We start from the raw sequence: 12,635 nt of genomic DNA, 5'->3' as shown, positions 1-12,635 counted from the left end.
TCGTGAGGGGTGTCGTGCGGTCGGGTGAGCGCATGTCGAGACACCGCGAGGCGGGAACCGAAGGTCGTGCGGCACGAAGAGGCCATGAAAAAGGGCCTGTGCCGGGGGACGGCTCGGACGCCGAGGTCGTACGCCGCGCACACCTCACCGGTGCGACGCGATGCCTCAAGACCTCAGACGAGCAACGTCCTTCTCCAATCGACGGCAACAGAACCGATGTACACCGTAGGAGGGGGCCCGGTGGCTGTCAACGGGATTAAATCCCTGGCGTGGGCGCAGCCGGGCCGCCGGGCTTCACGCGCGCGTGGCCACCCGTTCGGGCGTCACGCGCGCGTAGCGCTCAGCAGGCGTCTCGCATCAGCTCGGCCAGGTCGTGGTCCAGGTCGAGCTGAAGGTGTTCCAGGCCGACGGGCACGAGGCTGTTGGCCGCCTCCAGGAAGCGCCGGATCTCGCCCGAGCGCACATGGACGATCGCGGTGCCCTCGGGGGCGTGGAACTCCAGCACCGTGCGGTCGTAGCCGTACGGCCGTACCCGGACGTCGCCGTGGCCCTGAGGCCCCTGCAGCCCGGCCGACAGCAGCTCGCGCGAGAAGGTCCAGCACACCTCGACCCCTTCGAGGGTGGCCGGGGCCGGGAAGGTCATGACGACGGCGAACGGGTCGCGTCGGTCGTAGCGCAGCGTCGCGGGAATGCTAGGCATGCGCGGTGCGGCGGCGACGAGACGGGCCTCTACGGGCTGCTCGATGACGGTGGACAACGCCTTGCTCCCTCGTGACAGCTGGACTAAGCCCGGGTGTGTGGCATCCGGCACAGGGAAAGACGTCGGATCCGGCCGATGCGTGCACACGGAGAACGAGTGACCTCGGTCACCGCCTTCCTGCGCGGCGAAGTACCGGCCGGACGGCCCACGAGGACGGGCCGTCGGCCTCTGGACGGCGCCGGGCCGGTCGGCTAGCTTCGCCCGCCATGAGGCGCTTGGGGAGCACGCGACGGGGCAGACGCACGAGCAGGCTGGTGGCGGCGGGGGTGGCGTGCGGGGCGGCGCTGGCCGCGCTGAACGTCCCGGCGGCCGAGGCCGGTCCCCTCGGGCAGGGGAGTCCGCACTGGGCGCCCAAGGACCCGGGCACCCCGAAGGTCCGCTACCGGGGCCTGGCGGCCGTCGACCGGCGCACGGCCTGGCTGGCCGGCACCGCCGGGACGGTGCTGCGCACCACGGACGGCGGAGCGAGCTGGCGGAACGTCTCTCCGCCGGGTGCGGGGGACCTGGAGTTCCGCGACGTCGAGGCGTTCGACGCGCGGCGCGCGGTGGTTCTGGCCATCGGCGAGGGCGAAGCGTCCCGTGTGTACCGCACCGACGACGGCGGGGCGACCTGGACGGAGTCCTTCCGCAACACCGACCCGAAGGCGTTCTACGACTGTCTGGCCTTCTTCGACCGCCGGCACGGCCTCGCGCTGAGCGACCCCGTGGACGGAAAGTTCCGCATCCTGTCCACGAGCGACGGCGGCCGCTCCTGGCGGGTGCTGCCCGCGAGCGGCATGCCGCCCGCCCTGGACGGCGAGGGGGGCTTCGCCGCGAGCGGCCAGTGCCTGGTCACCTCGGGCCCGAAGGACGTCTGGCTCGCCACCGGCGGCGGCGCCCACGCGCGTGTGCTGCACTCCGGCGACCGGGGGCTGACCTGGACGGCCGCCGACACGCCGGTCCCGGCCGGCGATCCCGCCAGGGGTGTCTTCGCGCTCGCCTTCCGCGACCGAGGCCACGGGCTCGCCGTAGGGGGCGACTACCGGCCCGGCCAGGCCTCGCCGCACTCCGCCGCCGTCACCGCGGACGGCGGCCGCACCTGGACGCCGGCCGCCACGCCCCCGCCCGCCTACCGCTCCGGAGCCGCCTGGCTGCCGCACAGCCGCACCGCCGCGCTCGCCGTCGGCCCCACCGGCACCGACCTGACCACGGACGCCGGCCGCACCTGGCGGACGATCGACACCGGTTCGTACGACACCGTGACCTGCACACCCGACCTCAGCTGCTGGGCGGCCGGCGAGCAGGGGAGGGTGGCGCGGCTAGAACGCTGAGAGTGGCGCGGCTGGAACGCTGAGATGGGCGTCCGCAACCCGGGTACTCGCCTCCCACGGGAAGCGCGAGGAAGGGAGCGATCATGCCCGCCGGTTCCAGCTCCAAGCGTGAGCGTCAGTACGAGCACATCAAGAAGAGCGCGCAGGAACGGGGCGAGAGCACCAGGCGCGCCGAGGAGATCGCCGCACGGACCGTGAACAAGGAACGTGCCCGTTCCGGCGAGTCCAGCACCGCGAGCCGCACCTCGGTCAAGGACATGTCGTCCGGCGAGCGCGGCGGCAAGCGGTCGGGCCAGGGGCCCCAGGGCCCGACCTACGACCAGCTGTACAACGAGGCGAAGCAGCGCGGCATCGAGGGCCGTTCGCACATGAACAAGGGCCAGCTGCAGCGCGCGCTGAACGCCAGGAAGAGCTGACCCTCGCTGCTCAGGCCGGTGTCTGCCGGTGGCGCTCCAGCTCCGGAACCGTCTTCGTGGCGACGAACTCCGTGACGCGGTACGTGCACACGCCGCCGACAGTGAACGGGTCGGCCGCGACGATCTCCTCGATCCGGGCGCGGTCCTCGGCGACGGCGAGAATCACCCCGCCGTCCCGGGGGTTCTTGCGCCCGGAGGCCAGGAAGAAGCCGTTCTCGTACTGCTCCTCCAACCACGCCACGTGGTCCGGCAGCAGCGCGTCGACGGCGTCGAGGGGCGCGGTGTAGGTCAGCTCCAGCACGAACATGATCGCGAGCCTACCCCTCGGCTCCGACAGCGGGGCACGCGCCCGTACAGTCGACGTCACGATGACGACCGTAGGCGTATCCGCGGGCTGGCCCGCGACCGAGGAAGAGGCCCGCGCGGTACAGGACGAGCTGCGCGGCCGGGCGGTGCTGGACGAGCGCGGACCGGAGCCGGGGACGGGCCATGTCACGGGGGTCGACGTCGCCTACGACGACGACTGTGACCTGGTCGCCGCGGCGGCCGTCGTGCTGGACGCCGCCACCCTGGACGTCGTCGCCGAGGCGACGGCCGTCGGCCGGGTCTCCTTCCCGTATGTCCCGGGCCTGCTCGCCTTCCGCGAGATCCCCACCGTCCGGGCCGCCCTGGACCGGCTGCCGTGCCCGCCCGGCCTGGTCGTCTGCGACGGCTACGGCCTGGCCCATCCCCGCCGCTTCGGCCTCGCAAGCCACCTCGGCGTGCTCACCGGCCTGCCGGTCATCGGCGTCGCCAAGAACCCGTTCACCTTCACGTACGACGACCCCGGTGCGGAGCGGGGCGCTTGTACTCCGCTGCTCGCGGGTACCGAGGAGGTCGGCCGCGCGCTGCGCACCCGGGACGGCGTCAAACCGGTCTTCGTCTCCGTCGGCCACCGGGTGAGCCTGGACAACGCCCTGGCCCACACGCTGGCCCTGACCCCGCGCTACCGGCTGCCGGAGACCACGCGCCGGGCGGACGCCCTGTGCCGCCGGGCCCTCCGGGAAGCGGCACAGGGCGCGCCGACTGCGGCACGGGGCGCCGCGGGCGGCGCTCAGGAGGCCACGACGCGCCAGGCGCCGACCTCCTGATACTCCGAGTCGTAGACGGCCGAGCCGTCGCCCGGTTCGAGGGCGTAGTGCCGGAGATTGCCGCCCCAGTAGCGCAGGATCCGCCCCACCTCACCGGCGCGGTCCTGCGCCGACGCGCCCTCGTCCACGGTCACTTCGAGCACGAACTTCATGCCTCACCCGCCTCCTTCGGCTTCGGTTCTCCCGCCTGGGCTTCCATCGTTTCATTGAAAGACCTTGTGAGACTTTCGAGGCGATGGCAGTAGGCAGACGGGCGGAGCCGGGTGCGCAAGTCTCAAACCGGGGAGGAGCTCGGATGGGCGGCTGCCACCCGGAAGGTGATCCCGGCGGCGCGCAGCCGCCCGGTCAGGGCGTCGCCCATCGCCTGTGCCGTGGTGACCTGCCCGGCCGTCGCCGGGAGGTCGTCGAAGGCCAGGCACAGGGCCGCCTCGGCGAACATCTTCGCCGTCTCGTCGTAACCCGGGTCGCCGCCCGCGACCTCGGTGAACACGCGCCGGCCGCCGCCCTCGCCCACGAACCGCACCGTGAACCGGCTCCGCGCCCGCCTCTCCGCGCTCGGTCCGTCCCCCGGCCGCAGCCGGTCCGACAACCAGCGCCGCGCGGGCGGCAGTTGGGCTGCCGCCAGCACCGTGCCGACGGCGGCGACCCCGCCGAGGGCGACCGGCAGGTGCCGCACCGCCGCGTAGTGCCGGTAGCGGAAGTCGGGGCCGTACCGGTCGAGGGCCTTGGCCGAGCGGGCCACGATCTGCGGGTCGACGGTCGGCAGCGGCAGCGCCCAGGAACCGACCTCCCGGGCGAACCGCGGCGCGCCCGTGGGCGCCGCGACCCGGCGTCCCCTCAGCCGTGGCTCGTGCCGGTCCCGAGCGCGCGCGGCGGCCAGCAGCTGCCGGCCGCGCGCGAACTGGTTCAGCGCCGAGGCCAGGGTGCCGCCGGAGAAGGCGGCGTCGACGTTCACATAGCCGTCCACGGTCAGCGGCACCCCCTCCGGCAGCTGCCGGACCGTGAAGTACACCCCCAGGTCGTGGGGTACCGAGTCGAAGCCACAGGCGTGCACCAGCCGCGCACCGGTCTCCCGCGCGCGCGTGTCGTGCCGGACGTACATCAGGTTGATGAACTCCGGCTCGCCGGTCAGATCCAGATAGTCGGTGCCCGCGTCCGCGCAGGCGGCGACCAGTTGCTCGCCGTACAGCACGTACGGCCCGACGGTCGTGGCCACCACGCGCGCGTGCCCGGCGAGGGCGTGCAGGCTCGCGGGTTCGGCCACGTCGGCCCGCAGGACGCCGACGTCCGCGCCGCCGGGCAGCCGCTGGCACAGCCGCTCCAGCTTCCGTCCGTCCCGGCCCGCCACCGCCCAGCGCAGGTCCTTCGGCGCGTGCGCGGCGAGGTACTCCGCCGTGAGGGAGCCGACGAAGCCGGTGGCTCCGAAGAGCACGAGGTCGTATGGACGATCCGTCCTGTTCAGGCTGCTCATGACACCCCTTGGGCCCGCAGCTCGCGCCGCTGTCGGTGGCTGAGGCTAGCGTGAGGAGAACGCGTGAGGACGACCAGCCCGGAGGCAGTGGTGGCCGCAGCCGAGAACGCCCCGAAGAAGCGGGAGAAAGCAGGCGAGTTCGCGCGGTGTCCCCCCGAGGCCGCCGAAGAGTTCCCGTGAGTTTCCGTGAGTTCCCGTGGGGCGAGACCGTCGCCGCGGAACGCTGTGCGGCCCTTCTCGACGCACGTGCCCCATAGCACACTCCGTGCCGACCGTGGCGCACCCGCCCCTCACTCTCCCGGGTGATCCGTGTGGAGCCGGGCACTTGGCTAAGCGCTTGCTCGTTGGGTCTTGTGTCCGGTGGAACGTGTTCTTAGCATCGCCGGTGTTACATCAGTTGTGTCACACATGTCAGGGGGCTGGAGCATGACGACGGCAGGGACGCCGGCGACGCCGGGCGGCGGTCCGCTCTCCGGTGTGCGCGTGGTCGAGCTGGCCGGCATCGGACCCGGCCCGTTCGCCGCCATGCTCCTCGCGGACCTGGGCGCCGACGTGGTCCGGGTGGACCGCCCGGGCGGTCCCGGCCTCGCGATCGACCCCGCGTACGACATCACCAACCGCAACAAGCGCTCGATCGTGGTCGACCTGAAGGCACCGGACGGCCCCGCGCGCGTACTGGACCTCGCCGAGCGAGCCGACGTCCTCATCGAGGGCTACCGCCCCGGCGTCGCCGAGCGGCTCGGTGTCGGCCCCGAGGACTGCCACGCCCGCAACCCCCGCCTGGTGTACGGCCGTATGACCGGCTGGGGCCAGGACGGCCCGCTCGCCGACCGCGCGGGCCACGACGTGGCCTACATCGCGCTCACCGGCACCCTCGGCATGATCGGCCGCCCGGACGAGCCCCCGCCCGTCCCGGCGAACCTGCTGGGCGACTACGCGGGCGGCTCGCTCTACCTGGTGGTGGGCGTCCTCGCCGCCCTGCACCACGCCCGCGCGACCGGCACCGGACAGGTCGTCGACGCCGCCATCGTCGACGGCACGGCCCATATGTCCACCATGATCCACGGCATGCTCGCGGCCGGCGGCTGGCAGGACCGGCGCGCCGCCAACCTCCTCGACGGCGGCTGCCCGTACTACGGCACCTACGAGACGGCCGACGGGAAGTACATGGCGGTCGGCGCCCTGGAGGGGCAGTTCTACGCGGAGTTCCTGCGCCTGCTCGGCCTGGACGACCTGGCCCCTGCCCGCAAGGACTGGACCCGCTGGGGCGAGCTGCGCGAGCGCGTCGCCGCCCGCTTCAAGTCCCGCACCCGCGACGAGTGGACGGCCGTCTTCGAGGGAACCGACGCCTGTGTGGCCCCGGTGCTGTCCCTGCGCGAGGCCCCGCACCACCCCCATCTCGCCGCCCGCGGCACCTTCACCGAACACGCCGGCCTCACCCAGCCGGCCCCCGCCCCCCGGTTCTCCGCGACCCCCACCGCCGTCCGCACCGGCCCCGCCCTGCCGGGCGCCGACACGGAGACGGTGGCCCGGGACTGGGGGATACCCGCACCCGCGGACGACGCCCCGGCCACCGAGGCCGACTGACCCCGCCCACCCCGCTCGGCCCACCCTCCCGAAAGGCACACCAGTGAGCACCGAAGCGTACGTGTACGACGCGATCCGCACCCCGCGCGGCCGCGGCAAGGCGAACGGCGCCCTGCACGGCACGAAGCCCATCGACCTGGTCGTCGGTCTCATCCACGAGATCCGCGACCGCTTCCCCGGCCTCGACCCGGCCGCCATCGACGACATCGTCCTCGGCGTCGTCGGACCGGTCGGCGACCAGGGCTCCGACATCGCCCGGATCGCCGCGATCGCCGCCGGACTGCCGGACACGGTCGCGGGCGTACAGGAGAACCGCTTCTGTGCGTCGGGCCTGGAGGCCGTCAACCTGGCCGCGGCCAAGGTCCGTTCCGGCTGGGAGGACCTGGTCCTCGCGGGCGGCGTGGAGTCCATGTCCCGGGTCCCGATGGCCTCCGACGGCGGCGCCTGGTTCAACGACCCGATGACCAACCTCGCCGTGAACTTCGTGCCGCAGGGCATCGGCGCCGACCTGATCGCCACGATCGAGGGCTTCTCCCGCCGGGACGTCGACGAGTACGCGGCCCTGTCCCAGGAGCGTGCGGTCACCGCCTGGAAGGAGGGCCGCTTCGACCGCTCGGTCGTCCCCGTCAAGGACCGCAGCGGCCTGGTCGTCCTCGACCACGACGAGCATCCGCGCCCCGGCACCACCGCCGACTCCCTGGCGAAGCTCAAGCCGTCGTTCGCCGACATCGGCGAGCTGGGCGGCTTCGACGCTGTCGCCCTGCAGAAGTACCACTGGGTCGAGAAGATCGACCACGTCCACCACGCGGGCAACTCCTCCGGCATCGTGGACGGCGCCTCGCTCGTCGCGATCGGCTCCAAGGAGGTCGGCGAGCGCCACGGCCTCACTCCGCGCGCGCGGATCGTCTCCGCGGCCGTCTCCGGCTCCGAGCCCACCATCATGCTCACCGGGCCCGCCCCCGCCACCCGCAAGGCCCTTGCCAAGGCCGGCCTCACCATCGACGACATCGACCTGGTCGAGATCAACGAGGCGTTCGCCGCGGTCGTCCTGCGCTTCGTCAAGGACATGGGCCTCAGCCTCGACAAGGTCAATGTCAACGGCGGCGCCATCGCCCTCGGCCACCCGCTCGGCGCGACCGGCGCGATGATCCTCGGCTCGCTCATCGACGAACTGGAGCGCCAGGACAAGCGCTACGGCCTCGCCACCCTCTGCGTCGGCGGCGGCATGGGCATCGCCACCATCGTCGAGCGCATCTGAACTCCCCGCGGAATCACGAGACTTCCGAGACCTCAACGGAGACAACCGTCATGACCGAGAGCACCACCATCCGCTGGGAGCAGGACGACACCGGTGTCGTCACCCTCGTCCTGGACGACCCCAACCAGTCCGCGAACACCATGAACCAGGCGTTCCGTGACTCACTCGCCGCGATCACCGACCGGCTCGAGGCCGAGCGGGACTCGATCCGCGGCATCATCTTCACCTCCGCCAAGAAGACCTTCTTCGCCGGCGGCGATCTGCGCGACCTGATCCGGGTCACCCCGGAGACCGCCCAGGACCTCTTCGACGGCGGCCTCGCCATCAAGCGGAACCTGCGCCGCATCGAGACCCTCGGCAAGCCGGTCGTCGCCGCGATCAACGGCGCCGCCCTCGGCGGCGGCTTCGAACTGGCCCTCGCCTGCCACCACCGGGTCGCCCTCGACACCTCCGGGACCAAGATCGGCTGCCCCGAGGTCACCCTCGGCCTGCTCCCCGGAGGCGGCGGAGTCGTCCGCACCGTACGGCTGCTGGGCATCGCCGACGCCCTGCTGAAGGTGCTCCTCCAGGGCCAGCAGTACAACGCACGGCGGGCCCAGGAGAACGGTCTCGTCCACGAGGTCGCCGCGACCCCCGAGGAACTGCTTGCCAAGGCCCGCGCCTTTATCGACGCGAACCCCGAGTCGCAGCAGCCCTGGGACAAGCCCGGCTACCGGATCCCGGGCGGTACGCCCGCCAACCCGAAGTTCGCCGCCAACCTGCCGGCCTTCCCGGCCACCCTGCGCAAGCAGACGAACGGCGCGCCCTACCCGGCCCCGCGCAACATCCTCGCCGCGGCCGTCGAGGGCTCCCAGGTCGACTTCGAGACCGCCCAGGTGATCGAAGCCCGCTACTTCGTCGAGCTGGCCGCCGGACAGACCTCGAAGAACATGATCCAGGCGTTCTTCTTCGACCTCCAGGCCGTCGACTCCGGCGCCAACCGCCCGAAGGGCATCGAGCCCCGCCAGGTCCGCAAGGTCGCCGTCCTCGGCGCCGGCATGATGGGCGCCGGCATCGCCTACTCGTGCGCCCGCGCCGGCATCGACGTCGTCCTGAAGGACGTCTCCCAGGAAGCGGCCGACAAGGGCAAGAGCTACTCCGAGAAGCTGTGCGCCAAGGCCGTCGCCAAGGGCCGTACCAGCCAGGAGAAGGCGGACGCGCTGCTCGCCCGGATCACGCCCACCGCCGAGGCCGCCGACCTCGCGGGCTGCGACGCGGTGATCGAGGCCGTCTTCGAGGACACCTCGCTCAAGCACAAGGTGTTCCAGGAGATCGAGTCCGTCGTCGCCCCGGACGCGCTGCTGTGCTCCAACACCTCCACCCTGCCCATCACCACGCTCGCCGAGGGCGTGGAGCGGCAGACCGACTTCATCGGGCTGCACTTCTTCTCCCCGGTCGACAAGATGCCGCTGGTGGAGATCATCAAGGGCGAGCGCACCGGCGACGAGGCCCTCGCCCGGGCCTTCGACCTGGTCCGGCAGATCAACAAGACGCCGATCGTGGTGAACGACTCGCGCGGCTTCTTCACCTCCCGGGTGATCGGCCACTTCATCAACGAGGGCGTCGCCATGGTCGGCGAAGGCATCGAGCCGGCTTCCGTGGAGCAGGCCGCCGCCCAGGCTGGCTACCCCGCCAAGGTCCTCTCCCTCATGGACGAGCTGACCCTCACCCTCCCGCGCAAGATCCGGGGCGAGACCAGGAAGGCCGTCGAGGAGTCGGGCGGCACCTGGACGGCGCACCCGGCGGAGGCGGTCATCGACCGCATGGTCGACGAGTTCGGCCGCCCCGGCCGCAGCGGCGGCGCCGGCTTCTACGACTACACCGAGGACGGCAAGCGGGCCGGACTCTGGCCGGGCCTGCGCGAGCACTTCGCCAAGCCCGGGTACGAGATCCCGTTCCGGGACATGCAGGAGCGGATGCTCTTCGCCGAGGCGCTCGACACCGTGCGGCTCCTGGAGGAGGGCGTGCTGACCTCGGTCGCCGACGCCAACATCGGCTCGATCTTCGGCATCGGCTTCCCGGGCTGGACCGGCGGTGTGCTCCAGTACGTCAACGGCTACGAAGGAGGCCTGCCCGGCTTCGTGGCCCGCGCGCGGGAGCTCGCCGAGGCCTACGGCGAGCGCTTCGCTCCGCCCGCGCTGCTCGTGGAGAAGGCCGAGAAGGGGGAGCGCTTCAGCGACTGACGTCCGGTTCCGGGAGGTCCGGATCCGATCCGCTGACCCACTCGCTCAGCTCTTCCCGCAGCGAGCGCTGGAACGTCGTCAGCAGCGCCTGCACCACCAAGGGGTGCATGTGCGCCGACAGGGACTTCACGTCCTGCGCGTCCCGCTCCGCCACCTCGCCACGGAAGAGCTGGGAGAGCTCGTGAGCCGCGGCGCGCGAGTGCTCGATGAGCACCTTGCGCGCCGCGAGGATCACCTCCTGCGACAGCGGTACGTCGAGGAGCTGCACCCCGAGCCGGAGCAGCCCCGAGTCGACGCGGAAGGTGCCGCCGTCCGTGTCGTCGCCGTCCGTCGCCATGACGACGTTCATCGCCGCGAGCCGCTCCACGTCCGCGCCGGACAACGGCCGCCCGGCCCTCCGCTCCAGTTCCCGGCGCGACACCGTATCCACTGCGTCCGGCGCCCACGAGGCGACCACCGCACGGTGAATGGCCAGGTCGTGCGGGGTGAGATCGGGCGGCAGCTGCCGCAGGTACCGCTCGATGGCCGCCAGTGTCATGCCCTGCTGCTGGAGCTCTTCGATGAGGGCCAGCCGCGCCACATGCCCGGGGCCGTAGCGGCCCACCCGGCGCGGACCGATCTCCGGCGGCGGGAGCAGCCCCTTGCTGCCGTAGAAGCGGACGGTGCGGACCGTGACGCCCGTGCGGGCGGCCAGCTCGTCGATGGTGAGGGCCTGCTCGTCGGCGTCGCTCCTCGCGTCGGTCGTCATGTGCAGCAGTATCGCTGTCTCACCAATGGTGTGAAACCCATGGTGAACGTTGTATGACCTCTGAGTGGATCGTGTGAGAAGCAACGCTCTGTGACATGGGCCACCGCGTACCCGCGGATCTTTCTGGGAAGCTGCTGCCTTGGTCTGTGCCGCAACTCGACAGGGTGGTGCGGGCCGATCCCTGCACGACCCCCGGGCTCACAAGGCCCGGGCGCACCAGGAAGTGGAACCACCCGTGAGCAAGGACGCCGTGCAATCGGCACAGGCCGCGACCCCCCGGGCGGCTCAGACGCCCGTGGACGCGGGCGACGCCGGATACAGCAAGGACCTCAAGGCCCGCCACATCAACATGATTGCCATCGGCGGCGCCATCGGCACCGGCCTCCTCCTGGGCGCCGGTGGCCGCCTGCACAACGCCGGCCCGGCGCTGGCCCTGGCCTACCTGGTCTGCGGCGTCTTCGCCTTCTTCGTCGTCCGGGCCCTGGGCGAGCTGGTCCTGTACCGGCCGTCCTCCGGCTCCTTCGTGTCGTACGCACGTGAGTTCCTCGGCGAGAAGGGCGCCTATGTCGCCGGCTGGATGTACTTCCTGAACTGGTCGACCACCGGTATCGCCGACATCACCGCGATCGCGCTCTACACGCACTACTGGAGCATGTTCACCAGCATTCCCCAGTGGGTGCTCGCCCTGATCGCCCTCGCGGTGGTCCTGGCCGTGAACCTGATCTCGGTGAAGATCTTCGGCGAGATGGAGTTCTGGTTCGCGATCATCAAGGTCGCCACCATCGTCGGCTTCATGCTGATCAGCATTTTCCTGCTGGCCACCCAGCACAAGGTCGGCGGCCACACCCCCGGCCTGAGCGTGATCACCGACCACGGCGGCGTCTTCCCGCACGGCGTGATGCCGGTCGTCCTGGTCATGCAGGGCGTGATCTTCGCCTACGCCGCCCTGGAACTGGTCGGCGTGGCCGCCGGCGAGACCGCCGAGCCGGAGAAGGTCGTCCCGCGCGCGGTGAACTCGATCATGTGGCGGGTGGGCCTGTTCTACGTCGGTTCCGTCGTCCTCCTCGCCCTGCTGCTGCCGGGTTCCGTGTACTCCGCCGACCAGAGCCCGTTCGTCACGGTCCTGTCGAAGATCGGCGTCCCGGCGGCCGGTGACGTGATGAACCTGGTCGTGCTGACCGCCGCGATGTCCTCGCTGAACTCCGGCCTCTACTCCACCGGCCGCATCCTGCGCTCGATGGCCATGGCGGGCTCCGCCCCCAAGTTCACCGCCAAGATGAGCCGCAGCCAGGTGCCCTACGGCGGCATCCTGCTGACCTGCGCGGTCTGCGTGCTCGGCGTCGGCCTGAACTACCTGGTGCCCAGCCAGGCCTTCGAGATCGTGCTGAACGTCGCCTCCCTCGGCATCATCAGCACGTGGGTGATCATCATGATCTGCCACATGGTCTTCGTCCGCCGTGCCCGCGCCGGCCTGGTGACCCGGCCGCACTTCCAGCTGAAGTTCAGCCCGGTCGCCGAGATCGCCACGATCGTCTTCCTGCTGGTCTGCCTCGGCATGATGTGGAACGACCCCGACGTCGGCCGCAAGACCATCCTGCTGATCCCAGTGATCGCCGTCCTGCTGGTCGCCGGCTGGTTCGCCGTGCGCCGCCGGGTGTCCGCGAACACCGACAAGGAACTGGCAGAGATGACGAATTAGCAGCTCAGAGCCACTGTCAGTGGCATCGCCTACG

General features: G+C 71.5%; 12 protein-coding genes. 7 read left to right on the top strand and 5 right to left on the bottom strand.

Annotated features, from left to right (window positions below; translation table 11 throughout):
• Positions 1 to 340: 340 nt before the first annotated feature.
• Positions 341 to 757, bottom strand: coding sequence for an SsgA family sporulation/cell division regulator (locus AB5L52_RS07415; protein WP_351029841.1), 417 nt, complete (start codon positions 755 to 757; stop codon positions 341 to 343).
• A 269-nt stretch (positions 758 to 1,026) separates the two neighbouring features.
• On the opposite strand from AB5L52_RS07415, the gene AB5L52_RS07410 reads away from it, so the two are divergent.
• Positions 1,027 to 2,070 carry a WD40/YVTN/BNR-like repeat-containing protein gene (locus AB5L52_RS07410; RefSeq protein WP_369368832.1) on the top strand — a complete coding sequence of 348 codons (1,044 nt, stop codon included), beginning with the start codon at positions 1,027 to 1,029 and terminating at the stop codon, positions 2,068 to 2,070.
• Positions 2,071 to 2,153: 83 nt separating this feature from the next.
• Positions 2,154 to 2,486, top strand: a complete 333-nt coding sequence (locus tag AB5L52_RS07405) for a plasmid stabilization protein (RefSeq protein WP_351563663.1) — start codon at positions 2,154 to 2,156, stop codon at positions 2,484 to 2,486.
• 10 nt (positions 2,487 to 2,496) lie between these two features.
• Here AB5L52_RS07405 and AB5L52_RS07400 read toward each other — a convergent pair whose 3' ends face one another.
• Positions 2,497 to 2,793, bottom strand: a complete 297-nt coding sequence (locus AB5L52_RS07400; RefSeq protein WP_351029837.1) for a YciI family protein — start codon at positions 2,791 to 2,793, stop codon at positions 2,497 to 2,499.
• A gap of 61 nt (positions 2,794 to 2,854) precedes the next feature.
• On the opposite strand from AB5L52_RS07400, the gene AB5L52_RS07395 reads away from it, so the two are divergent.
• A complete protein-coding gene (locus AB5L52_RS07395) occupies positions 2,855 to 3,616 on the top strand; it encodes an endonuclease V (protein WP_369363048.1) in 762 nt (253 codons plus the stop codon).
• Here AB5L52_RS07395 and AB5L52_RS07390 read toward each other — a convergent pair.
• Positions 3,580 to 3,768, bottom strand: coding sequence for a hypothetical protein (locus AB5L52_RS07390; RefSeq protein ID WP_351029834.1), 189 nt, complete (start codon positions 3,766 to 3,768; stop codon positions 3,580 to 3,582). The two genes, AB5L52_RS07395 and AB5L52_RS07390, sit on opposite strands and share 37 nt — an antisense overlap.
• Positions 3,769 to 3,890: 122 nt before the next feature.
• On the bottom strand, positions 3,891 to 5,087 hold the full coding sequence (locus AB5L52_RS07385; protein WP_369363047.1) for a trans-acting enoyl reductase family protein: 1,197 nt from the start codon (positions 5,085 to 5,087) through the stop codon (positions 3,891 to 3,893).
• A gap of 426 nt (positions 5,088 to 5,513) precedes the next feature.
• Here AB5L52_RS07385 and AB5L52_RS07380 point away from each other — a divergent pair, with 426 nt between their 5' ends.
• Genes AB5L52_RS07380 through AB5L52_RS07370 form a run of 3 tightly spaced genes read left to right on the top strand, consistent with a single transcriptional unit; the run spans position 5,514 to position 10,154 of the window.
• A complete protein-coding gene (locus AB5L52_RS07380) occupies positions 5,514 to 6,674 on the top strand; it encodes a CaiB/BaiF CoA transferase family protein (protein WP_369363046.1) in 1,161 nt (386 codons plus the stop codon).
• Between the two features lie 43 nt (positions 6,675 to 6,717).
• Entirely contained in the window at positions 6,718 to 7,932 is a 1,215-nt protein-coding gene (locus AB5L52_RS07375) for an acetyl-CoA C-acetyltransferase (protein ID WP_351563673.1), read from the top strand.
• 50 nt (positions 7,933 to 7,982) lie between these two features.
• The gene (locus AB5L52_RS07370; protein ID WP_369363045.1) at positions 7,983 to 10,154 is read left to right on the top strand and encodes a 3-hydroxyacyl-CoA dehydrogenase NAD-binding domain-containing protein; all 2,172 of its coding nucleotides are present in this window, start codon (positions 7,983 to 7,985) and stop codon (positions 10,152 to 10,154) included.
• Here the strand turns inward: AB5L52_RS07370 and AB5L52_RS07365 are convergent.
• Positions 10,144 to 10,902, bottom strand: a complete 759-nt coding sequence (locus AB5L52_RS07365) for a MerR family transcriptional regulator (protein WP_351563677.1) — start codon at positions 10,900 to 10,902, stop codon at positions 10,144 to 10,146. The genes AB5L52_RS07370 and AB5L52_RS07365 overlap by 11 nt on opposite strands.
• Positions 10,903 to 11,137: 235 nt before the next feature.
• Here AB5L52_RS07365 and AB5L52_RS07360 point away from each other — a divergent pair, with 235 nt between their 5' ends.
• Positions 11,138 to 12,601 carry an amino acid permease gene (locus AB5L52_RS07360; RefSeq protein ID WP_351029823.1) on the top strand — a complete coding sequence of 488 codons (1,464 nt, stop codon included), beginning with the start codon at positions 11,138 to 11,140 and terminating at the stop codon, positions 12,599 to 12,601.
• Positions 12,602 to 12,635: the final 34 nt, after the last annotated feature.

Source organism: Streptomyces sp. CG4 (assembly GCF_041080655.1).
In the GTDB taxonomy this organism is placed as follows: Bacteria; Actinomycetota; Actinomycetes; order Streptomycetales; family Streptomycetaceae; genus Streptomyces.
Note: the sequence above shows the minus strand (reverse complement) of the source record. Positions and strands in the feature narration are given on the sequence as shown.